Below are 22,902 nucleotides of genomic sequence, written 5' to 3' on the forward strand. Positions count from 1 at the left end.
GAAAGAACAAAACAACAGGAAAAGAGCGTAATGTAAGGAAGCCATCGCTTCCGCCAACAGATGGAAAACCCGTGGCAAGCCCATGGCAAACCGCACGCAAACGAGGAGACATACCATGCCGATAGAACACGTAGGCGATTATGAAATCGAGTATTCGGGCGTGAAGCTGGTTTCGGACTGCAATAACTGGGCGGCGACGGTAGCGATTTTCGGCCCGTCGACCAATCCCATGCATCGCAACGCCATTTTCCCGTCGCAGCGGGTCTTGCTGGATACCACTTTTGAAGATGAAAAGTCGGCCGAGCAGGAAGCCCGCAAGGCGGCGGTGGAGATGCTGCCGCACCACTAGCCACAGGGCTGGCCGGAACATATCCGCAGCGCCTAGCTGCGATCAGGGGCCGCAGGCAGGAGGAATCTCGTCGTCGCTGCTGCACACCTGGTCGCGTCCGCGCGCCTTGGCGGTGTAGAGCGCCTTGTCGGACGCGCTGACGAGATCCATCAGGTTGCAGTTCTTGTTCGGCACGATGGACTGGACGCCGACGCTGATGGTGACGATGCCGGTCGGGTTCTTGCCGTGCGGAATATTCAGATTGCGCACGTCGGCGCAGATTTTTTCCGCAACAACGATCGCCCCCCTGAGGTCGGTATTGGGCAGCAGGATGGCGAACTCTTCGCCGCCGTAACGGGCCGACAGGTCGCCGGGACGGTTCATCTGTATCACCTTGCCGATCTTCTGCAGGCACACGTCGCCGGCCGGATGGCCGTAGGTATCGTTGTATTTCTTGAAATGGTCGACATCGATCATCAGCAGCGCCAGCGGCTGGCTCTCGCGTTTGGCGCGGTTGAATTCATTGGCCAGCGTGACATCGAACTGGCGCCGGTTGGCGACGCCGGTGAGACTGTCTTCCAGCGCCATCTTCTGCAAGGCCTTGTTCATTTCCACCAGCTTTTCACGTGCGGACAGCAGCTTTTGCTGGGCCTGGGCGCGCAGTTTGATCTGATCGACCAGACGTTTTCCCAGCCAGGCCAGCATCGCCACCAGGATCAGCACGCCTATCGATTGCAGTAGCGTCTCGGTGCGCCAGCCGGCGAGGACTTCGTCGTAAGACACGCCGGCAGTGACGAACAGCGGGTATTTCTCCAGCCGCTTGTAGCTGTAGATGCGCAGCAGGCCGTCGCGCGACGATTGGATCATGGCCACGCCGCGCTTGTTGCGGCGGGCGTGTTCGCTGACCAGATTGCCGTTGCTGATGTTCTTGCCGATGGAATCCACTTGCAAAGGATGCTCGGCCAGCATGATGCCGGCTTGCGACGCCAGCAGGATTTCCCCTTTTTTTCCGGTATCGAGGCTGGTGTAAAACTTCAGGAAATACGCAACCGGCACCGTCGCCAGGGCGACGCCCGCAAAACTGCCGTCGGGGCGGTTGATGCGGCGCGATACAGGGATGATCCAGTCGCCGGTGGAGCGGCTTTTGACCGGCACGCCGATGTGCGCGTTGCGGTCGGTGTGGGTCATGTGGAAGATGAAATACTCGCGATCGGCGTTATTCAACATCCAGGGAGAGTCATCGAGCGAATTGACCAGCCATTTGCCGGTCTGGTCGTAAATGAACAGGCCCTGCAACTGCGGCAGTTCCTTGACGTAGGAAGCCAGCAAGGGATACAGGCGCGCCAGCGCTTCGCGATCGTTGCCTTCCACTTCCAGCCGCTGCACGATGCCGAACAGCACCGAATCGGCCGAGGTCAGCGTCGCTTCCGCATGTTCGGCCAGCGCACGCGACAGGTTGGCGGTGGCGACCTGGGCGTCGTCGACGTCCTTGTTGCGGACACTCCAGGAAAAGAAGATGTGCAGCGCAAGGATGGAAATGCAGACCAGCCCGACAAAGACGGTAGCAAAAATGCGGATGTTGACGCGCTTGGCGCTGGAGGAGGCCGGAGCCTCTTCAGGGGTAGTCATCTATATCGATTCCATTTTCGTTCTGTGAACGGATATCGGTGAAACATAACTACGGGCTAAGAGTTTCTACTGCCTGTGCAATTTACTTGTTTTAGCGGCATTGAGAATAGCAACGAAGTATTTACACGATAGCAGCAATGGCAGGGAATGTGCGCAAAGAGAAGACGAATTAATCCCGCTCATTTCTCTTGCTTGTGGATTGGCATTCGCTGTTTGCCGGAGACTTATGTCCCCGACAGCAGCGGCACACCGCAAGGCTCAGTCCCGCGCGCCGGGAACGCTTTGCCAGCGCACGCTGCGTACGCATTTTTCCAGCCCGAGGCGGCTGACCAGGCGCACCAAAGCGGCGCGTTCGGTCGTGGTGCAGGTCAGCGAGATGGTGTAATCCACCAGTTGCTGACGCGCGCGCGGTTTGATTTCCAGTTCATAGCCCTGATCGAAACCGTCCTGCAATTGCAGCAGGATCAGCTCTTCGATGTGCTGGGCCTGCTCGTTGCGGCACGACGCAATCACCTCGTAAGGCAAGCGTTGCAGCGGCGCCTGCGACGTATTGCTCAGGAAATAGTTGCCGTTGAAAAAGGTATCGAGTTTGGTTTCCAGTTTGGTGATGCGCATGGCTTTGCTCCCTTCCCCGGAACATTCCGCGTTGCCCTCGGGGCGCGGAATGTTCCTTTTTATGTGTGACTTCTGTGTAACTGCGGTGCTGCTGTTTTTACTGTAACGCCCGGCGCCTATACTTCGACGACATTGAGCACGGCCCAGCGCGCCGCGCTGACGCCTTTTTCCAGGCTGACCCGGCTGACGATCTGTTCCAGCTGCAAATGATTGCTGGGCGAGGTGATCAGGTCGGCGCGCACTTCCAGCTGATTGCCGGAAGGCAGGTCTTCGCTGTGCAGCGATTGCACGACCAGGTGCGGCATGCCGTTGAGCATATGCAGCATCAGCGTGCGGACCTGGACTTCATCGTCGGGACGGCAGACGATGGAGAGACGGTAGACCTGCTCGACTTCGGTGGCGCGCTGCAGGTCCTGCTTGTTGATCAGGTGGGCGACGCTGCGCAACAGCACGTTGGCGCCCAGGATGGCGCCGGCGCCGATGCTGGCTTCCAGCGGGTGGCCGAGGCCGGAGAGCACGCCGATGGCGGCGGAACACCACAAGGTGGCGGCGGTGTTGAGCCCGCGTACGTTGGCGCCTTCGCGCATGATCACGCCGGCGCCGAGGAAACCGATGCCGGACACGACATAAGAGGCAATGCGCGTGGCGCCTTGCGGGTCGGTCTCGAATGCCGAGACCATGACAAACAGCGCTGCGCCGGTCGCCACCAGCGCGTTGGTGCGCAAGCCGGCCATGCGCTGACGCATCTGGCGCTCGGCACCGATGATGGAACCGAGAACCAGCGCCAGCAAAATCCGCAGCGCGAAAACGTGTGCATCCATGGGCAAAATCCTTCCACATCCGGATGCGCACACCGCATGATCCTGCAAGGCCATGGGCGTGCACATCGTGCTTGCCGGCGCGAACAACAGCGCGCCTGCGCAAGCATTAAAAATGAAAAGACGGGAAGAAGAGGGAAGGGTGAGAATTCACCGCGACACTGCAGCCGGAACAACTTCGGCTGCAGCAATGATGGTGCTGCGAGAGGAAGCGTGTCCGGGTTATCGACCCGTCTGCGTTAAATAGCTAGAGCAACTGTCCACTTCGTGTTAACACCAAAAAATTAAGATGGGCGCAATATAAAGGATGAGAAATAACGCGTCAAGCGCAAGCGCCGCCGGTGTTGCTTTCAGGGCATCGATGCAGCGCTGAGCGTCGCAACGCAATTCGCCATAAAATTGTATGTCTGCAGATTACGCCTTTCTCTTCCATTTCAATCCGACAATGAAACCTCAACTCCTGGTCCTTATCCATCTTTCCGAACAAAGCAAGGCCACCATCGGCAGCGCTTTTGAAATCCTTTACGCACCCGACAGGCAGTCGCGCGACGCCGCCATTCCCGGCGCCGCCAAAGACGTCAAAGTGGTGCTGACCAACGGCTCGACAGGGTTGACTGCCGCCGAGATGGATACCTTGGGCAAACTGGAGCTGGTGTGCGCGCTCGGCGCCGGTTTCGAGAATATCGACAGCGCCCATGCCGAAAAGCGCGGCATCAAGATCGCCACCGGCGCCGGCACCAACGACGATTGCGTCGCCGATCATGCGATGGGGCTGGTGCTGGCGGTGATGCGCAATATTCCGCAGCTCGATATTGCCTGCAGAAGCGGCATCTGGCGCGACACCCTGGTCTTGCCGCCGCAACTGGCCGGCAAACGTCTGGGTGTGGTCGGCCTGGGCACTATCGGCAAGAAAATCGCACGCCGCGCCGCCGCCTTCGATATGCAGATCGGCTATTTCAACCGTTCGCGCCGCGACGACGTCGATCACCAGTATTTTGAAAGCGTGCCGCAACTGGCAAGCTGGTGCGACGTGATCGTGATGGCCACGCCCGGCGGCGCTGCGACGCGGCATCTGATTGGTGCGCGCGAATTGCAGGCGCTGGGCCCCAAGGGCTTTCTGGTCAATATCTCACGCGGCAGCGTGGTCGATACCGCGGCGCTGGCCGAGGCCTTGCGCAAAGGCGAAATCGGCGGCGCCGGTCTGGATGTCTATGAGAGCGAACCGAATCCGCCGCTGGAATTGCTGGAATTCAAGAACGTGGTGCTGACGCCGCATATGGCAGGCTGGTCGCCGGAAGCCATTACGGCATCGGTCGACAAGTTCTTGCGCAACGCCGAGGCGCATTTCTCCAGCACCGTCTGAGTACAGGCCAAGGGGCATAGCGGAGCGGCTGGGCAGGGAACTTGCTTAGCTTTTGACTTGCCTGGCAGGATGATTCCAGTTAGGCTTGCCGCTTTGTTGCGCTGCGTCGGGAGATGCAGGGGCGCCCGCTTTTTGCAGGGGGGCTGCTTCAAGTTAGCCGGCGGCGCGACGTAAATAACGCATACAACCTGAATTCATCGAAAAAGAGAAAGCCGCGCACCATGGACATGCCATCTCACCAACTCACCATGACCGTCCTGATGACGCCCGACATGGCCAATTTTTCCGGCAACGTGACGGCGGCACCATTCTCAAATTCCTCGACCAGGTCGCTTACGCGTGCGCCAGCCGGTATGCCGGCCAATACGTGGTGACGCTGAGCGTGGACCAGGTGATGTTTCGCCAGCCCATCCACGTCGGCGAACTGGTGAGCTTCCTGGCCAGTGTCAATCACACCGGCACCTCGTCGATGGAAGTCGGCATCAAGGTGGTGGCCGAGAACATCCGCACCCAGGAAGTGCGCCACGTCAACAGCTGCTTCTTCACCATGGTGGCCGTCGACGGCGAGCGCAAGCCGGTGGCGGTGCCCTCGCTGCGCCCGTTCACGGGGGAAGAAAAGCGCCGTTTCGAAGCGGCCAAGCTGCGCAAGAAACTGCGCGCCGAACTGTCGCAGCGTTTTGAAGAAGCCAAGCTGTCCTGATTGATCACATCTAGCCAAGGGGAGTGAAATGCTTGCCAGTTTCGCGACCCTGCTGGTGTTCCAATGTCTCGGCGAAGGCATCACCTTCGCCCTGAAACTTCCGATTCCCGGTCCCGTCGTCGGCATGCTGCTGCTGTTTTTCAGCCTGGTGGCGTATCCGCCTTTGCTGGAAAAAGTCGAAGCGACGGCTTCCGAATTGCTGCGGCATCTGTCGCTGCTGTTTGTGCCGGCAGGCGTCGGCATCGTCGCCGCGGCAGGCCAGGTCAAAGGGCACTGGATGACGGTTATCCTGGCGGTCGCAGTCAGCACCTTGCTGACGCTGGCCGTCACAGCGACCGTCACGCGCGCAGTCATGAACTGGCAGAAGCGGCGCGAAGCTACGCTCGGCGAGCCGGACGAAGCCAAGAAAGACGGCAAGGAGGATGGCCATGCGTGAGTTGCCGCCGTTCGGCCTGATCTGGGTCTATCTCTCGGCGTCGCCGCTGCTGGGCCTGACGCTGACCTTGTGCGCCTATGTCGTGGCCTATTGGATCTATGGCCGTTGCAAATTCTCGCCGCTGGCCAATCCGGTGGCGATCGCCATCGCGCTGGTCAGTACCGCGTTGCTGGTGACTGGGATGCCGTACAGCGAATACTTCGCCGGCGCCCAGTTCGTCCACTTTCTGCTGGGACCGGCGACAGTGGCGCTGGCGATTCCGCTGGCGCGCCAGCTGCCGCGTTTGCGCAGCTCCTTTTTGCCTTTGCTGTGCGGCTTGCTGGCCGGCTCGGCCACGGCGATCGTGTCGGCGGTGACCTTGACCGTGCTGCTCGGCGGATCCTACCAACTGGCGGTGTCGATCGGCCCCAAATCCGCCACCACGCCGATCGCCATGGGCGTGGCGGAAAAGCTCGGCGGCCTGCCTGCGCTGACGGCGGTGCTGGTGATCAGCACCGGCATCTTCGGCGCGATTGCGGCGCGCTTCCTGTTCAATCGCATGCGCATCGATTCGGCGGAAGTGCGCGGCTTTGCGCTCGGCGTGACTTCGCACGGCATCGGCACGGCGCGCGCCTTCCAGGTCAGTCCCGAGATGGGCGCCTTCGCCGGCCTCGGCATGGGTCTGAACGGCGTGCTGACGGCTTTCCTGGCGCCGTGGCTGATTCCGGTCTTTGCGGGGCTGCTGGCGCGCTAACGCTTGCTTTAAGGGGCCTCGGAAGAGAACTGCTAAGCGAGGAGTTTCGGCAAGGACGAGGCGAGCAAGGCGATGCCCGACAAGGTCAACAGGCTCAGCACAATCCTGCGGAATGCTGCTTCGCTGATGCCCACATAGAGACGGGCGCCAAGCAAGGTGGGAATCAGCATGGCCGGTGCGACGATGCCGAAGAGCGGCAGCATTTTGCGGGTGATGATGCCGCTGAAAATGTAGATCGCGAGCGTCACTGCCTGCATGCTCAGGTTGAAATTCTGAATCACGGAGCGCTGCTCGTCTTTCTCGAAACGGCGCAAATTGCACCACAGCGTCGGAATCACACCGCTGAAGCCGCCAATTCCACCCATGACGCCGCCGACGATACCGACCATGCCGTCGGCAATCCTGCCGCCGAATCGCAGCGGCGGCAATTTCGGCGCCAGCAGCATGACCGGACACCAGACCGCCAGCAAGACGCCGAGAAAAGCTTTGAAGATGTCGGGGTTGAGCGCTGGCAAAATCAATACGCCGAGCGGAATGCCAAGCAAGCCGCCAAAAATAAAGGGCAGCAACAGTCTCGGCTTGAAACCGCGCCGCACGGAAAAGACCGCCAGCAGTTGACCGATCAGCGAGCCAAATACGACCAAGGCAGCTGCCACGACAGGATCGACGGTCCATACCCAGAACGACATCGCCACCAGGGCAAATGCAAATCCCGACAAGCCTTGGACGAAACCGGCTGCCATGGCGCCGATGACGATGATAAGAATCGATGAATCCATATTGTTGTCGCTATCCCTTTGCTTTTCTTCAGTGTTTTTTTGGTTCAGCGCCAGACTTTGGCAAGCGTCTTGATCGATGCTGCGATTTCCGTCTCGTTCGCTCCGCCGAAGCCCATGACCAGGCCGGCGCCTTCGTTGCCGTTGCCGAGTTGATCCTGCAGCCAGAAGCGCGTCAGTGCGTCGATTTCCACGCCGGCCGCCAGGGCCTTTTCGATCATGTCGTCCTGCTGCCTGACCGTCGGCAGGCGCACGGTGCAGTGCAGCCCGGCGTCGATCTGCGGCAACACGATGCCGCCCGGACGGATACGGTCCCACACCTCGGTCATGGCGTCGCGGCGCGCACGGCTGGCGCGGCGCATGCGGCGTACATGGCGCTGGAAATGGCCCTGGGCGATGAATTCCGCCATCACCGCCTGTTCCGGTACGGAAGAGTGGCGATCATATTGCATGCGCAGATTGACCAGGGTAGTGGCCAGCGCCGGCGGCGCGACGATGTAACCGAGGCGCAGGCCGGGAAAGGCGATCTTGGAAAACGTCCCCATGTACAGCACCCGTCCGCTGCGGTCCAGCGACGCCAGCAAGGCCAGCGGCGTGCCGCTGTAGCGATACTCGCCGTCGTAGTCGTCTTCGAGGATATAGCTCTGATTGGCTTCGGCCCAGGCCAGCAATTCCAGCCGGCGCGCCAGCGACAGCGTGACGCCGCTGGGGTATTGATGCGAGGGCGTGACGTAGGTCAGGCGGATGTCGCGATGCGCATGCAGCTCTTGCGCGATCAAGCCTTCGCCGTCGACGCCGATGCCGACCACCTTGCCGCCGGTCAGCGTCAGTGCCGACGCCGCACGCGGATAGCCGGGGTTTTCCATGGCGGCCAGATCGCCGGGGTTGAGCAGCAACTGGGCGCACATGAACAGCGCCTGCTGGGTGCCGGCGGTGATGATGATCTGGTCCGGATCGCACACCAGGCCGCGCGCATTGCGCAGATAGCCTGCCAGCATCGCGCGCAATTGCGGATCGCCGGCCGGATCGCTGTAGCCGATGCAGTTCTCCGGCGCGCGTCGCCAGAAGTCCGCCTGCAGCCGCGCCCACACGTCGCCCGGAAACAAGTCCAGCGCCGGTACGCCGAGACGGAAGGCGCGCGGCTTGCCGGGCTGCGGCATGAGCTTGGCGTGGGTGGCGACGCGTTGCCCCAGCGCCGACAGGCGCGGCTTGGCGACGACCTTGGCCGGCAATGGTGCTTTGGGAATATCGCTGGCCGGCGCCGACACGTAGGTGCCGTCGCCGACGCGCGCGCTGATGTAGCCCTCGGCATACAACTGATCGTAGGCGCGGACCACGGTCGTGCGCGATACCTTGAGCGCCTGCGCCAGCTCGCGCGTGGTCGGCAGTTTGACCTGGCGATCGATCTGGCCGCCGAGGATGCGGTCGCGCAGGCTCTGGTACAGCTGCACCGCCAGGCCTTTGCCGGGCGCGAGATGCATTCCCGTCAGGTCGAACGGAAAAGGAGAGGGCGAGGTACTCAGATTGTTTTGCATTGGTTTGATGAAAATACTGAATATTGGCTCTTTTGAAGGACCAAATTTATCATTAATCTATGTTCCATGGCACGGATTCGTGCAGATTCATTCAACAATTCGATGCTTCATTCGATCCTTTACTTCTCTCTTCCTGACATGACAACCTCTACCGCTCTTCACGCCCAAAACGAATTCGGCCAACCGATAGGCCTGCCGCTGGCCGACTGGACGCCGCGCCAGTTGCCGCCGCCGGTCGCCATGTACGGCCGCTATTGCCGTGTCGAGCCGATCAAGGCCGGGCTGCATGCAGAGCAACTGTTCGACGCCAACGGCGACGATGCCGGGGGCCGCAATTTCACCTATCTGTTCGCCAATCCGCCGGCCACTTTTGCGGAGTATCGCGACTGGGTCGAGAAGATGAGCGTCAGCAAGGATCCGATGATGCACGCCATCGTCGATCTGGACAGCGACCGCGCCGTCGGCGTGGCGTCCTTCATGCGCATGGATCCGAACTTCGGCGCCATCGAAGTCGGCAACATCAATTTCTCGCCGCGCCTGCAGCGCACGCGCGCCGCCACCGAGGCCATGTTCCTGATGATGCGCCGCGCCTTCGATGAGCTGGGATATCGCCGTTATGAGTGGAAGTGCGACAGCCTCAACGCGCCTTCGCGCGCCGCGGCGCTGCGCTACGGCTTCACCTTCGAAGGCATCTTCCGCAAGGCCGTGGTGTACAAGAACCGCAGTCGCGATACGGCGTGGTTTTCGATCACCGACAGTGAGTGGCCGCAGATCAAGAGCGCGTTCGAACACTGGCTCGATCCGGATAATTTCGATGCGCAGGGCCGCCAGCGCGACAGTCTCGGCGCCTTGATGGCGCGTCATCGCGAGGCCGGCAACGACGGCGAGAAAAGCGCTGCATAGTTGCGCCTTCCGTCATCACTCACAACGAGATAACAAAGAAAATATGCGCGAATCAAGTTTGTCCTCCCGCCAGGCGATCCTCTTGCTGGGCGTGGTGGTCATCATCTGGGGCACCACCTGGCCGGTCAACAAGGCCATCCTGCATTACATGTCGCCGATCTGGTCGACGGCGATCCGCTCATGCATCGGTACGGTCGTGCTGCTGGTCATCTGCCTGGCGCGCGGCCGGCTGATCCTGCCGCAGCGCGGCGATTTGCCGGTGGTGTTCAGCGTCGGTTTGCTGCACATGACGGCGTATTCCATCCTCGGCAACGTCGGCATGCAGCACGTGGCGGCCGGCCGGTCCGTGGTGCTGGCGTATACCACGCCGATGTGGGTGGCGCCTTGCGCGCGCCTGTTCCTCGGCGAGGCGTTTACCCTGCGGCGCGCCATCGGCACGGTGTTCGGCTTGCTGGGGCTGGTGCTGATCTTCAATCCGCTGGCGTTTGACTGGAGCAACCATGCCTCGGTGCTCGGCAACGGCCTGATCCTGCTGGGCGCGATGTTCTGGGCGGCGAGCATTTTGTATGTGCGCGGCCACCGCTGGATCGGCCAGCCTTTCGATCTGCTGGTATGGCAGGCATTGACGGCAAGCTGCGTGCTGGTGCCGTGCGCCTGGCTGTTTGAAGGACCGCCGCAAGTCGACCTGAATGCGCAGGTGATCGGCCTGCAGTTGTACAGCGCCACCTTCGGCATCGCGATTGCCTACTGGGCGATCAACAAGGTCAATCAGGCGTTGCCGGCGATGACGACCTCGCTCGGCCTGCTGGGCGTGCCGGTGTTCGGCATCGTGTGTTCGTCGCTGGCCCTGGGCGAACCGCTGGAATTGAGCCTGGTGGCGTCGATGGTGCTGATCATCATCGGCATCGCCATCGGCGCCTTGCCGGAGCGTCGTGCAGCCGCTACTACGGCCACCACGAGCTAGGCCGCGTCCTCCAGATCCTCGGCTTCTTCGTTCACGATGCGTGCTGACGGCCATTCGCCGAGTATGCGGCGGCGATGGATGCCGGTGGTCAGCCATTGCAGGGTCTCCGGCCAGAGGCTGCCGCGGAAGCGGTCGTGGAAGAAGGCGAAATGGCCGATCTGTTTCAGGTGCAAATCGTGCGGCGTCAGGCTGACCAGCGTGCGTTTGCTGTTGACGTAATAGTCGAGCAGGCGCGTCACCGCTGCCGGTGTGCCGAAGGGATCGTCGCTGATCGTATAGGCCAGCGTGGGGCAACCCAGCAACGCAAAATGATCGGCGCGGGCAGGCTCAGGATGTTCCAGCCGGGCGCGGCGAAACGCCCATTCGCAGGCGACGCCGGCCGGCAGATCTTCCAGCCATCCCAGCGCGCGGCCGGGAAAATAGCCGAGCAGCTTGCTCAGCAAAGGCATCGCCACATGCCATTTCAGGAACATGCGCCGCCGCACAGCCTGTGCGTAATCGCGCCAGTAAGCGTATTGCGCGCCGACCGCCAGCAGCCGGTCGATGCGCCAGCACGACGCGGCATAACCCGGCATGACGCCGCCGATGCTGTGGCCGACGACGTGGATCTCGCTATCGGGGAAATTGTTGGCGGCCCATTGCAGGACGCCTTCGAAGTCCTTGCTGCCCCAGTCGAACTTGCCGGCCTTGAAGCCACGCAATGATGCCGGGCGCGAGGCGCCGATGCCGCGATAGTCCCAGGTCAGTGCCAGGTAGCCGTGGTCCGCCAGAAAGCGCGCATAACGGGCGTAATACACGGCCTTGACGCCGGTGGCGCAGTTGACGATGGCCAGCCGTTCAGGATGCGGCGAGTCGTCGGCGTAGAACAGCGTGGCGCCGAGCGGATAGCCGTCGGTGGCGGCGATCTGAATGCTGGATTCGATGTGCATGAGGTCTCGGGAAGCGGTAAGGAAGCCGTCGGGATGCAAAAGATTTGTCTTGCCCTCATTGTAGGAAGCGAAATTGTTTCGCATAAGCTATGCTGACTTCATCAGTTTGTTGAGTTTGATTCACCAATAAGTAAGCAAACATCACCATGAACCTCGATGCCAACTCCCTGATCATCTTTTGCCATGTCGCCAAGGCCGGCAGTCTGAGCAAAGCCGCCAAGGCGCTGGACTTGTCGCGTTCGGCGCTGAGCCATCGCATCAAGGCGATCGAGACCCGGCTGGGCTGCCAGTTGCTGATGCGCACCACGCGCCGGGTCGGCCTGACGGAGGCCGGCTACCGGCTGGCGGCGCACGCCGACCGCATGGCCGACATCCTCAAGGATGCCAACATGCTGGCGCACGGGCTCAACGAAGACACCACGGGGCTAGTGCGCATCTCGGCGCCGCTGGCGCTGGGCGCGGTCTGGCTCAAGCCTTTGCTGATGTCCTACATGAAGGCCAATCCGCGCGTGCAGGTCGATTTGCGTTTCAGCGAACAGGCGGTCGACATCACCAGCGATCCGGTCGACCTGGCGATCCGCGTGGCGTCGCAGTTGCCGGAGAACGTCGTGGCGCGCAAGCTGTTCGGCATTTCGTGGCGGCTGTGCGCCAGTCCCGACCTGGCAGGGCGCTATGCGGCCGAACTGGCGAGCGGCGATCTGCAGGCGATCCCGCTGGCCGGATTCGCGCGCAGCAGGCAATTCGTGCAGCCGCTGATTCAGCAGGCCGGCAAGAAACTGCAATGTCCTGCGGAACCGGTGTTGCTGTCGAACGATCTCGACGTGGTGCGCGAATCGGCGCGCAGCTCATTGTGCATGGCGGTGATGCCCGATTATTTCGTCAACGACGATATGGCTGCGGGGCGGCTGGTGGATCTCTGTCCGGAGGCGCGCGTCGATGTCGGTTTCGGCGAGCAAGTCTATGCCTTGCATTTGCCGGGGCGTTTGTTGCCGGCGCGGGTGCGCAGCCTGATTACCTTCCTGGTGCAGGAAAGTGCAGAAAGCGCAAAGTAAGGATTACGACGTAATCTGATTGTTGAGGTTTTCAGGACAAAATACGGCGCAACATTTTTGCAAAAAATCACTTCACAAGCGCAAAAGAATTGACGTAGTATCGTTGACGGATCTCATCGATCCAACGTCGCTCGGACGGTTCCGGGCGCTCACGTGAAAGTACAACATGACTCAATCCCGCAGTCCGCGCAGCTTTGCGCGCATCGATCGTCTTCCTCCCTACGTTTTCAATATCACCGCCGAGCTCAAGATGGCTGCGCGCCGTCGCGGCGAGGATATCATCGACATGTCGATGGGTAATCCCGACGGCGCCACACCCAAACATATCGTCGAGAAGCTGGTCGAAGTGGCGCAGCGTCCCGACACCCATGGTTATTCGGCGTCCAAGGGCATCCCGCGCCTGCGCCGGGCCATCACGCACTGGTACAAGAGCCGCTACGACGTCGACTTCAATCCCGACAGCGAAGCCATCGTCACCATCGGTTCCAAGGAAGGTCTCGCCCATCTGATGCTGGCGACGCTGGACAAGGGCGACACGGTGCTGGTGCCCAATCCGAGCTACCCGATTCATATCTACGGCGCCGTGATTGCGGGCGCGGACATCCGCTCTGTGCGCATGAGTCCGGATGTCGATTTCTTCTCCGAGCTGGAGCGCGCGATCCGCGAGAGCTATCCCAAACCGAAGATGATGGTGCTGGGCTTTCCGTCCAATCCGACGGCGCAGTGCGTGGAGCTGGAATTCTTTGAGCGCGTGGTCAAGCTGGCGCGCGAACACAATATCCTCGTCGTGCATGACCTGGCTTACGCCGACATCACCTTCGACGGCTGGAAGGCGCCGTCGATCATGCAGGTGGAAGGTGCGCGCGACGTCGCCGTGGAATTCTTCACGATGTCCAAGAGCTACAACATGGCCGGCTGGCGCATCGGTTTCATGGTCGGCAACAAGGAACTGGTGGCGGCGCTGGCGCGCATCAAGAGTTACCACGATTACGGCAGCTTTACGCCGGTACAGGTGGCGGCGATTGCGGCATTGGAAGGCGACCAGAGTTGCGTGGAAGAGATCCGCGCCAATTACGAAAGCCGCCGCAACGTGCTGGTGAAAGGCTTGCACGAAGCCGGCTGGATGGTGGATGTGCCGAAGGCGTCGATGTATATCTGGGCGCGTATTCCCGAAGCCTACCGCCACCTCGGTTCGCTGGAGTTCTCGCGCCAGCTGCTCGACAAAGCCAAGGTCTGCGTATCGCCGGGTATCGGCTTCGGCGAGTACGGCGACGAATACGTGCGCTTTGCCCTGATCGAAAACGAATCACGCATCCGCCAGGCCATCCGCGGCATCAAGGCGATGCTGCGCGGCGAGAAAATGGACAAGACGGACGCGGAAGAAAAACCCGCGCCGACCGTGACGGTCAAGCCAAAAAGGCCGGGCCCAGCGCACCAAGGGTAATCACGACCAGGCCGAGGATCAGGTTGATGCCGACGATGCGGCGAATCTGCGCGAGCGCCGCACCGCCGGCGCTCCAGTCTTCCGCTGCGACGGCGCGCTTGAGGCGCTTGAACGGCGCGAAGAACACGTGGGCAAAGATCAGCATCATCAGGATGCCGAGACCGGCCATGGCCGAAACATGCAGCGGCGGCTTGCCCATCTGCGCCATCATGAGCAGGCCGCTTGCCAGGATCAGCAGGATGGACAGCCATACCCAGGTGAAAAACTTAGCGAATACGCCGGCCCACAGCGTCAGCCGCTGGGGCGCTTGCAACACGGCGCCGGCGACGGGGCGCAGGCACTGGTAGGCGAAAAACATGCCGCCGACCCAGACCGTGAAACCGAGGATGTGCAAGTACTTGGCAAAGATCATCATGGCAGAGGAAGTAAAAGAGTAAAGGAAGAACGGTGGATGGAGAGGGCGGTTTTGTTGAAATTGTTAGCGTTGTCAAAGCGCTTCATTCTGGCTTCTTCGCACTTTTTTCGCACTTTCTACAATTCATCGCACCGGCGAATCCGGATTGTCGCATGTCCGGGACGATGCGATACGCTACTATCTTTGCAACAGACAAAAGTAAAAAACGGTAAGGATCGTATTTCATGGTCAGCTTAAGCGCATTGCATATCTACCCGATCAAATCCTGCGGCGGCATCGACCTGGCCGAAGCGGGCATCAGCGAGCAGGGGCTGTTCATGGACCGGCACTGGATGCTGATCGACCGCGATGGCCGCTTCTTGTCGCAGCGCGAACATCCGCTGATGGCGACCGTGAAGACGGCGTTGACCGGCGAGGCCCTGATCGTGCGCGCGCGCGGCATGCCGCAACTCAGTCTGCCGCTGGCGCCGGCAGCCGCCGCCGCCGCCGTGTCTGCAAGCATTTGGGACTATGCCGTGCAGCCGCTCGACTGCGGCAAGCAGGCGCATGAATGGTTCTCTTCCTATTTCGGCGCCGATGCGCGTCTGGTGCAATTCAATCCCGCCGAGCGGCGCATCTGCAGTCAGAAATGGACCGGCGATGCGCTTGTCGCGACGCAGTTTGCGGATGGTTTTCCGTTGCTGGTGGCCAATGAGGCCTCGCTTGAAGATCTCAACCAGCGCATGAAAAAGAAGGGTGCGCCCGCGATTCCGATGAATCGCTTCCGTCCCAATGTGGTCCTGTCGGGGCTGGACGCCTACGAAGAAGATTACGTCGACACGCTGACGCTGGGCGAGCCGGGCAGTGAAATCGTTCTCCGCATGATCAAGCCCTGTGCGCGTTGCCCGGTGCCGGGGATCGACCAGGAGACGGGCCGCAGCAGCGCGGAATGGCCCGGCGAGCCGCTCGACACGATGGCGACCTATCGCGCCAACGACCGCGTCGACGGCGGCCTGACCTTCGGACAGAATGCTATTGTGGTCCGGGGCCAAGGCAATCTGCTGCGTGTCGGGCAGGAAGCGCAGGTTGAATTGAATTTCTGACAGGCATCGCCCGTTCTTGTTTCATGCGGGGAACGTCATCGTTTGTCACGATTCTGAAACATTCCCGTCGTTCTCATTTTCGTCTCTTTCCTGTACATTCTTTACCGCTGTCTGTGATCGCGCAGGCATGGAACTTGCGATGTTTTTCTGACGATCGGCTCCTCCGATCAAGATACAGACGAGATTAAGAATCTGGGGAATGCAAGAATGAAACTGCTGGATTCTTTGAAGTTGTTCGGCCTCGGTGCGGCGATGCTGTTGTCATCGCAGGCGATGGCGGCAGACAGGACAGTATTGATCGGCTACGCGGCGCCGTTGACCGGCGCGTCGGGCTCCATCGGCGCCAGTCTGGTGCATGCGGCGGAAATCGCCGTCGACGACGCCAACCGGCAAGCCATCCACATCGATGGCGACAAGCTGGTATTCAAATTGCTGACGCAGGATGACCGCTCGGATCCGCGCACCGGCTTGCTGGTCGCCGAATACTTCGTCAAGAGCGGCGTGGTCGGCGTCATCGGCCATTGGAACTCCGGCGTCGGCATTCCGGCGTCGCTGATTTACAAGAATGCCGACATCGTGCAGATCGCCCAGGCGACCACCGCGCATGCCTATACGGAACAATCCTTCCCGACCACGTTTCGCATCGTTCCGCATGACGATGAAGGCGCCGGCTACACCGCAGAATATGTGGTGCGCCAGATGAAGTCGCAGCGCATCGCCATCATCGACGACCAGACGCCGTTCGGCGCCGGGTATGCCAAACACTTTGCGCAAATGGTGACGTCGCTCAAAGGCAATATCGTCAGCCAGTTCGGCGTGAGCAGCCGCACTTCGGATTTCAATGCGGTGCTGCGGAACGTTCAGAAGCAGAATCCCGATGTCGTCTTTTTCGGCGGACTTGACGCCCAGGCAGGGCAGCTGGCGAAAGAGCTGAAACGTTTCGACATCAACGCGCCGCTGGTCAGCGTGGGCGGCACGGTCGGGGCGCAATACCTGAAGATCGCCGGCGAGGCGGGCAATGGCACCGTTGCGCTGGAGCCGGGACAGCCTTCCTACAAAGGCGCGCCATGGCAGCAGTTTGAGAAGACATACAAGAGCAGGTTCGGCGGTGAGATGGGCTTGTATGCGCCGTTCTCCTATGATGCAGTGCAGGTCCTGGTGGCGGCGATCAGGCAGGCCAACTCACTGGATCGTCAACGGATCATTGCTGCGATGCATCAGGTGCGTCACAACGGATTGACCGGCACAATCGCCTTCGATGCCGAAGGCAATCTGGCCAATCCGGTCTTCACTATCTTCCAGGTAAAAGACCAGAAATGGGTGCCGCTGAAAGTCATCGGCGGGAAAAAATGAAGCATCCGATATACCGCGCCGGAAAGATACGGTGACATAATCGGGGTTCCACTTTTTGCTTGCCTGAATCCATGCCTATCATCCGCGTCATCACCGCCGTCAACTACAACAAACAAGGCCAAGTGCAATACGTGCGCTGGGGATTGGCAAACACGGACACCAATCGCTGGAAGGTCGCGCCGAGCGAGAGCCATGTGATTCACGTGCTCGAAGCGCTCAAGTACGGCGAAGAGGTCTGGACCGTATTTGCGGAAGGCGACAAGATCGTGCCGGGCCCGCGCGTGCAGGTCGTCAAGATCCAGCCGGGACTGAAAACAATCGCGCTGATGCATCCGGAAGGCGAAGAGCCGAAGCATACGCTGGAGCGCATGGCGGTGTTCTGAGCAGGGCCTGCATCAGCCGGCATCATTGAGCGTCAACATCAGGTTCAACAACGACGAGACGCTGCAACGCAAACGATCGTATTGCCGGATGCCGTCCGGCGTCAATGAATCGCGTCTGGAAGAACTATTGAGATTGGGTGTTGCGAGGAGGGCGGTAAGGCGAGAGGAACTGCGGGACGAGGTGTAGTGCAGGGATCGCCTCCGAAAACGCCGGCGGCATCTTCGGAGGGAGGAACGGAAGGCGGGAAGAATTATTTCTTCGGACGGCCGACCTTCAGCGGCGTCAGGCCAGCCAGCAGCGTCTTCAGCTTGCCGGTTTCCAGGTTCTTGATCAGCGATACGCCGATGCGCAGCAGGTCGCTCTTCTTGATTTCAAAGCCGGCCTTCAGGCATGCCTTCTTCACCTGGCTCAGCACTTCGTATTCAGTTTCCGGCATGGTGAAGCTGTCGCGGACTTGCTTGATCTTCTTGATCTTTACTTCTGCTTTTTTCTCGGTCTTGGCAATCGCCTTGACTGCAGTCTTTGCCACTGGCGCCAGTGGTTTCTTCAATGCCGGTGCGATGGCTTTGGTTGCGGCTTTCACTGCAGGCTTCTTGACGATTTTTGCCTTGGCAGGAGCGGCTGTTTTCTTTGCGACGACTTTTGCAGCCGGTTTTGCAGGTGTCTTTGCAGCGATTGCGGCTGGCTTGACTGCCGGTTTTGCCGTCTTCGCCGGTGTTGCGCGCACAGCGGTTTTTGCTTGAGGATTTTGTGTTGCCATGGTTGCTCCCGAATAAATAATATAAACAATATATATATATTTTGCTTGTTACGCAATCATAAAACGCACTACTGGTCTGATTTCAAAGAGATTTCTGTTTTTTCTTTCAAGTGAAAACAAATGTAAACGTTGTCATCGACATATGAACATGTTCGCTATGTCTCCTCTTTTGCTGCATCTGCCCACGCGTGAATTTGCTGCGCGACCCAGGCCGGTTCGTCGAGCGTGAGGTCGTGGCCTGCCGTGTCGTGCACGCGCAGCGGGGCTTGCCAGCGGCTCGCCAGCGCCGCTGAGCAGCGCGTATTGACCAGCCGGTCTGCCTTGCCGGAAAGGATCAGTACCGGTGCACGGGGCGCTTGTCGCGGCGCGTGATACCGCATTGCCGCAAGCAGCTGGCGCAAGGCGTTCTCCGGTGCGACGGGATGCTCGCGCGCGTAGCGCATCCACTCGCTGAGCAGGCTGGCGGGCGTGTGACGGTTGCTGGTGAGCCTGAGTATCGTGCGTTCGCGCGCGGCTGCATCGGAATTACCCAGCGCCAGTTTCAGCAGCGCCGGATAGTTGCGCGGCCGCAGGCGCTGATAGAACGGGCTGAATGGGCGCAGGCTGGTGTTGATCAGCACGGCTCTGCCGATCTCTTCCGGATAGCGCGTGCTCCAGTCGCAGGCGACCATCGCGCCCAATGACAGCGCCAGCAGATTGAACGGCGGCGCGACGCCGCGTCCGGCCAGCTGGCGGCGGCAGGCTTCCGTCATTTCCTGCACGTGCGACGGACTGCGCTGGCGATGCAGGCTGCCGTTGCCGGGCAGGTCCAGCATGACGATGCCGGCGCCGGGGAAGTGCTCTGATAGCATCTGCGGAAACTCGCCCCAATGGCGGGTTTCGCGCATCAGGCCGCGCAACAGAATCCAAGGGCTCATGCGCTCGTCATCCTGACGGGTGCGCCGCCGTCCTCGCCGGGCAGCCAGTGCTGGTGCGCGCATGCGGCGCGGGTCAGGAAATCGAACCAGACCAGATGGCTGCGCAGCACGCGCTGCAAGCGATGCGGAGCATTGGGGTTGAACATGCCGGTGCGCGAAAACAATTGGCGCGGATTTTTCTTCACCCAGCGCCACGATCCCATCTCCAGCGTCAGCGGCAGGAAGACATTGTCGGTTTCGGCCGCCGTCTGCATGTAGAGGTAATCCCACAGGTCGCCGTGGGTCAAGTATTGCAGGCTTTGCGGCTCGAACAGATAGTTGTGGTCGGCGTAGGTCTGGCTGAACAGATCCTTGAGCGCTTCGATCTGCGGCATGTGGCGTATCGGTTTCGAGCTGTGCGCAAAGGGAAACCAGATCCGGTCCTGCAAACCGAAGCCGGAATGGCAATCCAGCGCGACGCTGAACGGGCGGCTGCTGAGTTCCCCGCGCACGATGTCGCACAGCGCCTGCGCCTCGGCTTCCATCGGCGCGTCGGCAGCGCCGCGATACCAGGGCAGGCGCGCGCTGAAGCGCTGACCGCCGAGCATGAAGGGGACTTTTTCAAGGGAATCGACAGGCGCGTTGCGCATCAGGTCGACGCCGCTGGCATTGCAGCGGGTGTTGTTCCACATGCCGGCCGGATTGACCAGCGGCATGAAGATCAGGCGCACCGATTCCAGCTGGTGATGCAGGACCTTGTCCCACTTGAGGCGGCCGATCAGGCTGCGCAGGAAGGCCAGCAGGATGCGCGTGCCGATGCGCTCCAGCCCGTGCACGCCGCCGAAGAAGCCGACTGCCGGCGCGGCGGGATCCTTGCTGCCGATGCTCAGCACATAGACCGGGAAATGCCGCCCCTGAAATTCGACGTTGCAGGCGGAACGCGCCTCCAGCCACGGCGAGCCAGCCTGAATGATGCGTTCCAGTTCGGTCAGTTCGGGTAGCTTCAGATCCATGCGGTTTGCCGGCTCCATGCGCTCAACGGGATGCGGCCTATTCTTGCACAGAATTGTCGCAGCAAAATGACAGTATTGTTTTATTTGTCAGTCGGGGAGACGCGCGAAGACGGAATGCGTCGAAGAGGCCCAGGAGATGCGAAAAAAAAGGACCTGTCCCCGTCACCTTTGCGGCGACGGCGGACAGGCCAAGAGGGGGAAGGTGAAATGAAAAACTTCTACTGCACGGGGACTGCACTACACAACACGGTAACGGGACCGGCAGGAGCGGCGAGGGGAATTCATCGGGGGCGAATTCTTCAAGGCGCTCCGCGCGGCATCACGCAATCTTGGCCAGGCGCACCGGCATTTGCACCGGTTCTTGCGCGGCTTCTTCATCGGCGGCATGCACTTCGCGCAGATATTCAGAGAATTCCTCGCCGACCTCGGGATGTTTGGCGCCCATGGCGACCGTCGCCTTGAGGTAACCCAGCTTGGAGCCGCAGTCGTAGCGCTGGCCTTCGTAGCGATAGGCCAGCACGGTTTCGCTTTGCATCAGGTCGGCGATGCCGTCGGTCAGCTGGATCTCGCCGCCGGCGCCTTTGCCGATGTTTTCCAGGCGCTCGAAAATCGCCGGCGTCAGCACATAGCGGCCGACTACGGCCAGCGTCGACGGGGCGACGTCCGGCGCCGGTTTTTCGACGATGCCGCTGATGACGTCCAGGCGATCGCTGCGCGGGCTGTCGGCGTCGGTGCTGACGATGCCGTATTGTTTGGTTTCGCTGCGCGGCACGTCCTGCACCGCGAGCAGGCTCTTCTGTTCTTGCTCGAAGACATCGATCATTTGTCCGAGCACATTCTTGCCGTGTTCCGGCGCATCCATGAAGTCATCGGCCAGGACCACCGCAAACGGCTCGTCGCCGACCAGCGATTTCGCGCACAGCACGGCATGGCCGAGGCCCAGCGGCGAGGACTGGCGGATGTAGACGCAATTGATATGTTTGGGAATGACGTTGCGGGCAAATTCCAGCAGCTTGGTTTTACCGGCGGCTTCCAGTTCGGTCTCCAGCTCGTAGGCTTTATCGAAATGGTCTTCAATGGCGCGCTTGTTGCGGCCGGTGATGAAGATCATTTCGGTAATGCCGGCCTCGACGGCTTCTTCTACGGCGTATTGAATCAGCGGCTTGTCGACGATGGGGAGCATCTCTTTCGGTTGTGCTTTGGTCGCCGGCAAAAAGCGGCTGCCGAGCCCTGCAACGGGGAAGACGGCTTTGGTAATTTTTTTCATGATGTTTGTTCCTTGGTAAATACCGGGTCGGACCGGAAGAAAAAATCGGCGTCGTTCTGTGGTCTTTTGCTTTGTCCAACTGTCTTGCGACGCGCAACGCAGCCAGGCATTTTTCGCTATTTCGCGTTGGCGGAATTCTTGCCGTGTCGCGATTTGCGCAAAGACACCAGCATGGCGCAGGAATGAAACAGGGGCGCCGCGCTGGGACAGGCCTGACTGAGAAACCCCGCAGCGAGCAGCGGCCAGGATGCGCTCTTGTCGACGCTGTCGGTGACGGTGTGCGTTCGCCCCTGTATCCGTTCGTTTTGCTCTTGCATGTTGTTCCCCCAGTCAGATTAGTTGCTGCCAGCTTAAAAAACCGGCAGGTCTTTGGCTATAGGAAACATTCCTTTTGATTTGTAGGAATCGGGGAAGCTGCTTGCAAAGCGGGGCACTCGTCGCAAAGGCGCATGAGGGCACGGCTTGCCGCTTGTCCTACAAGGGAATTGGCCGCTGTCCGATATGTCGGACCGGCGGCGGCAAATAAGATTCTTCCAACCGCTCAATCCGGCGGTGTTCGAAAAAAATAAACTGAAAGGAACATCATCATGTCTCACGGAATCATTGCCTGGCTGGTCATCGGCGCCATCGCTGGCTGGCTGGCCGGCGTACTCGTCAAGGGCGGCGGCTTCGGCCTGCTGGTCGACATTCTGGTCGGCATCATCGGCGCATTCATCGGCGGTTGGCTGGCAGGTCTGTTCGGTATCGGCGTCGGCGGCGGCATTGCGGCCTCCATCGTGACCGCCACCATCGGCGCAGTCGTCCTGCTCCTGATCTTGCGGCTCATCCGGCGAGCGTAGCCGTCCACATGAAGTGCGGGCGGAAGGGTGTTTCTTCACGGCCATCTGCCCCCTTTAAAAAACGGTGCGTTACCACATTTTAAAAAGCACGTACAGCAAACGAAAAACGAACGTTGTCACTCATCTATCGTCCGTTTTCACGATCTCGTGTACATTGGGATTTATGCAGAAGATTCCTTCATTGCGGGAGTGAAGATCATGCAGACCACAGCACATACCGACAGACTCAGGTCCGTCCATTCCTCCGGTGTATCGGCGCAGTCGATAGACTCGGCGCAAGCTGCGCGTGCGGCAAGCAGCGTGCCGCAGCCGTATCAGCCCAGCCAGCCGCATGTATTGACGGACGATCTCAAAGCGCAACTGGCGGCAGAGAACCAGCGCCGGCGCGCCAATCTTTACCCCCGGCTGGCGCAGACGCTGGCGACCATAGAGCCGAGCAGCGCACCCCAAAGCTATTCGGAACAGCGCGCCATGTCCTTGCAGGAGCTGGCCGCCGCCAACAAGGCGAGACGCAACAGGCTGCGTGAAGCCGGTTATGCGGTGTCTGTGCCGGAGATGGCATAGCCTTCATTGCCGCGCGCGCTTACAATACCGTTCATCGATGGCGCCCCGACGGCGAGACAGTGCATGCGTGTGCGTGATGACTGTCGCGCCGTCTCCTTATCTTT

25 protein-coding genes and 1 pseudogene are annotated in these 22,902 nt (G+C 60.5%); 15 read left to right on the plus strand and 11 right to left on the minus strand.

Going from position 1 to position 22,902, the window contains the following annotated elements; translation table 11 throughout:
• Positions 1-115 precede the first annotated feature (115 nt).
• Positions 116-349, plus strand: coding sequence for a hypothetical protein (locus AKL25_RS12765; RefSeq protein ID WP_050478055.1), 234 nt, complete (start codon positions 116-118; stop codon positions 347-349).
• Between the two features lie 42 nt (positions 350-391).
• Here the strand turns inward: AKL25_RS12765 and AKL25_RS12770 are convergent, their stop codons facing one another.
• The 3 genes from AKL25_RS12770 to AKL25_RS12780 all read right to left on the minus strand — a co-directional run bounded on the left by AKL25_RS12770 (position 392) and on the right by AKL25_RS12780 (position 3,393).
• Complete coding sequence (locus tag AKL25_RS12770; protein ID WP_050478056.1) at positions 392-1,957, minus strand: sensor domain-containing diguanylate cyclase; 1,566 nt, start codon at positions 1,955-1,957, stop codon at positions 392-394.
• 258 nt (positions 1,958-2,215) lie between these two features.
• Positions 2,216-2,572, minus strand: a complete 357-nt coding sequence (locus tag AKL25_RS12775; RefSeq protein ID WP_050478057.1) for a hypothetical protein — start codon at positions 2,570-2,572, stop codon at positions 2,216-2,218.
• Positions 2,573-2,688: 116 nt separating this feature from the next.
• Positions 2,689-3,393 carry an MgtC/SapB family protein gene (locus tag AKL25_RS12780; protein ID WP_050478058.1) on the minus strand — a complete coding sequence of 235 codons (705 nt, stop codon included), beginning with the start codon at positions 3,391-3,393 and terminating at the stop codon, positions 2,689-2,691.
• Positions 3,394-3,835: 442 nt separating this feature from the next.
• Between AKL25_RS12780 and AKL25_RS12785 the strand changes: the two genes are divergently transcribed.
• The 4 genes and pseudogenes from AKL25_RS12785 to AKL25_RS12800 all read left to right on the plus strand — a co-directional run bounded on the left by AKL25_RS12785 (position 3,836) and on the right by AKL25_RS12800 (position 6,622).
• Positions 3,836-4,753, plus strand: a complete 918-nt coding sequence (locus AKL25_RS12785; RefSeq protein WP_050478202.1) for a 2-hydroxyacid dehydrogenase — start codon at positions 3,836-3,838, stop codon at positions 4,751-4,753.
• Between the two features lie 221 nt (positions 4,754-4,974).
• Positions 4,975-5,453: pseudogene (locus AKL25_RS12790) on the plus strand (acyl-CoA thioesterase).
• Between the two features lie 28 nt (positions 5,454-5,481).
• Entirely contained in the window at positions 5,482-5,889 is a 408-nt protein-coding gene (locus AKL25_RS12795; protein ID WP_050478059.1) for a CidA/LrgA family protein, read from the plus strand.
• A complete protein-coding gene (locus AKL25_RS12800) occupies positions 5,882-6,622 on the plus strand; it encodes an LrgB family protein (RefSeq protein WP_050478203.1) in 741 nt (246 codons plus the stop codon). Before AKL25_RS12795 ends, AKL25_RS12800 begins: the two co-directional genes overlap by 8 nt.
• Positions 6,623-6,654: 32 nt before the next feature.
• On the opposite strand, the gene AKL25_RS12805 is transcribed toward AKL25_RS12800, so the two are convergent.
• Complete coding sequence (locus AKL25_RS12805) at positions 6,655-7,401, minus strand: sulfite exporter TauE/SafE family protein (protein ID WP_050478060.1); 747 nt, start codon at positions 7,399-7,401, stop codon at positions 6,655-6,657.
• A gap of 44 nt (positions 7,402-7,445) precedes the next feature.
• Positions 7,446-8,933, minus strand: coding sequence for a MocR-like pyridoxine biosynthesis transcription factor PdxR (gene pdxR / locus AKL25_RS12810; RefSeq protein WP_050478061.1), 1,488 nt, complete (start codon positions 8,931-8,933; stop codon positions 7,446-7,448).
• 138 nt (positions 8,934-9,071) lie between these two features.
• On the opposite strand from pdxR, the gene AKL25_RS12815 reads away from it, so the two are divergent.
• The gene (locus AKL25_RS12815; protein WP_050478062.1) at positions 9,072-9,836 is read left to right on the plus strand and encodes a GNAT family N-acetyltransferase; all 765 of its coding nucleotides are present in this window, start codon (positions 9,072-9,074) and stop codon (positions 9,834-9,836) included.
• Positions 9,837-9,879: 43 nt separating this feature from the next.
• Positions 9,880-10,800 (plus strand): DMT family transporter, encoded by a 921-nt coding sequence (locus tag AKL25_RS12820; RefSeq protein ID WP_050478063.1) that lies wholly within the window; start codon positions 9,880-9,882, stop codon positions 10,798-10,800.
• Here AKL25_RS12820 and AKL25_RS12825 read toward each other — a convergent pair.
• Positions 10,797-11,729, minus strand: a complete 933-nt coding sequence (locus AKL25_RS12825) for an alpha/beta hydrolase family protein (RefSeq protein ID WP_050478064.1) — start codon at positions 11,727-11,729, stop codon at positions 10,797-10,799. The two genes, AKL25_RS12820 and AKL25_RS12825, sit on opposite strands and share 4 nt — an antisense overlap.
• Positions 11,730-11,875: 146 nt before the next feature.
• On the opposite strand from AKL25_RS12825, the gene AKL25_RS12830 reads away from it, so the two are divergent.
• Together AKL25_RS12830 and alaC are read left to right on the plus strand one after the other, a co-directional pair.
• Complete coding sequence (locus AKL25_RS12830) at positions 11,876-12,781, plus strand: LysR family transcriptional regulator (RefSeq protein ID WP_050478065.1); 906 nt, start codon at positions 11,876-11,878, stop codon at positions 12,779-12,781.
• Positions 12,782-12,947: 166 nt separating this feature from the next.
• On the plus strand, positions 12,948-14,225 hold the full coding sequence (gene alaC, locus AKL25_RS12835) for an alanine transaminase (protein WP_050478066.1): 1,278 nt from the start codon (positions 12,948-12,950) through the stop codon (positions 14,223-14,225).
• Here alaC and AKL25_RS12840 read toward each other — a convergent pair.
• On the minus strand, positions 14,188-14,637 hold the full coding sequence (locus tag AKL25_RS12840; protein WP_050478204.1) for a CopD family protein: 450 nt from the start codon (positions 14,635-14,637) through the stop codon (positions 14,188-14,190). The genes alaC and AKL25_RS12840 overlap by 38 nt on opposite strands.
• Before the next feature lie 227 nt (positions 14,638-14,864).
• Here AKL25_RS12840 and AKL25_RS12845 point away from each other — a divergent pair, with 227 nt between their 5' ends.
• The 3 genes from AKL25_RS12845 to AKL25_RS12855 all read left to right on the plus strand — a co-directional run bounded on the left by AKL25_RS12845 (position 14,865) and on the right by AKL25_RS12855 (position 17,458).
• The gene (locus AKL25_RS12845) at positions 14,865-15,722 is read left to right on the plus strand and encodes an MOSC domain-containing protein (protein ID WP_050478067.1); all 858 of its coding nucleotides are present in this window, start codon (positions 14,865-14,867) and stop codon (positions 15,720-15,722) included.
• A gap of 207 nt (positions 15,723-15,929) precedes the next feature.
• Positions 15,930-17,075, plus strand: coding sequence for a branched-chain amino acid ABC transporter substrate-binding protein (locus AKL25_RS12850; RefSeq protein WP_050478068.1), 1,146 nt, complete (start codon positions 15,930-15,932; stop codon positions 17,073-17,075).
• 71 nt (positions 17,076-17,146) lie between these two features.
• Positions 17,147-17,458, plus strand: coding sequence for a hypothetical protein (locus tag AKL25_RS12855; RefSeq protein WP_050478069.1), 312 nt, complete (start codon positions 17,147-17,149; stop codon positions 17,456-17,458).
• Positions 17,459-17,709: 251 nt separating this feature from the next.
• Here the strand turns inward: AKL25_RS12855 and AKL25_RS12860 are convergent, their stop codons facing one another.
• Positions 17,710-18,042 carry a hypothetical protein gene (locus AKL25_RS12860; RefSeq protein WP_240475728.1) on the minus strand — a complete coding sequence of 111 codons (333 nt, stop codon included), beginning with the start codon at positions 18,040-18,042 and terminating at the stop codon, positions 17,710-17,712.
• A 10-nt stretch (positions 18,043-18,052) separates the two neighbouring features.
• Between AKL25_RS12860 and AKL25_RS24670 the strand changes: the two genes are divergently transcribed.
• Positions 18,053-18,202 carry a hypothetical protein gene (locus AKL25_RS24670; RefSeq protein WP_240475729.1) on the plus strand — a complete coding sequence of 50 codons (150 nt, stop codon included), beginning with the start codon at positions 18,053-18,055 and terminating at the stop codon, positions 18,200-18,202.
• Positions 18,203-18,374: 172 nt separating this feature from the next.
• Here the strand turns inward: AKL25_RS24670 and AKL25_RS12865 are convergent, their stop codons facing one another.
• The 3 genes from AKL25_RS12865 to galU all read right to left on the minus strand — a co-directional run bounded on the left by AKL25_RS12865 (position 18,375) and on the right by galU (position 21,395).
• Positions 18,375-19,136 carry an alpha/beta fold hydrolase gene (locus AKL25_RS12865; RefSeq protein ID WP_050478071.1) on the minus strand — a complete coding sequence of 254 codons (762 nt, stop codon included), beginning with the start codon at positions 19,134-19,136 and terminating at the stop codon, positions 18,375-18,377.
• Positions 19,133-20,128, minus strand: coding sequence for a M14 family zinc carboxypeptidase (locus AKL25_RS12870; protein WP_050478072.1), 996 nt, complete (start codon positions 20,126-20,128; stop codon positions 19,133-19,135). The genes AKL25_RS12865 and AKL25_RS12870 overlap by 4 nt, the downstream gene beginning before the upstream one ends.
• Positions 20,129-20,447: 319 nt before the next feature.
• On the minus strand, positions 20,448-21,395 hold the full coding sequence (gene galU / locus AKL25_RS12875) for a UTP--glucose-1-phosphate uridylyltransferase GalU (RefSeq protein ID WP_050478073.1): 948 nt from the start codon (positions 21,393-21,395) through the stop codon (positions 20,448-20,450).
• A gap of 587 nt (positions 21,396-21,982) precedes the next feature.
• Between galU and AKL25_RS12885 the strand changes: the two genes are divergently transcribed.
• Positions 21,983-22,234 carry a GlsB/YeaQ/YmgE family stress response membrane protein gene (locus AKL25_RS12885; protein ID WP_050478075.1) on the plus strand — a complete coding sequence of 84 codons (252 nt, stop codon included), beginning with the start codon at positions 21,983-21,985 and terminating at the stop codon, positions 22,232-22,234.
• A gap of 198 nt (positions 22,235-22,432) precedes the next feature.
• Positions 22,433-22,798, plus strand: coding sequence for a hypothetical protein (locus tag AKL25_RS12890; RefSeq protein WP_050478205.1), 366 nt, complete (start codon positions 22,433-22,435; stop codon positions 22,796-22,798).
• Positions 22,799-22,902 lie beyond the last annotated feature (104 nt).

Origin of the sequence: Herbaspirillum rhizosphaerae (assembly GCF_001189965.1) — a bacterium.
GTDB lineage: Bacteria > Pseudomonadota > Gammaproteobacteria > Burkholderiales > Burkholderiaceae_D > Herbaspirillum > Herbaspirillum rhizosphaerae.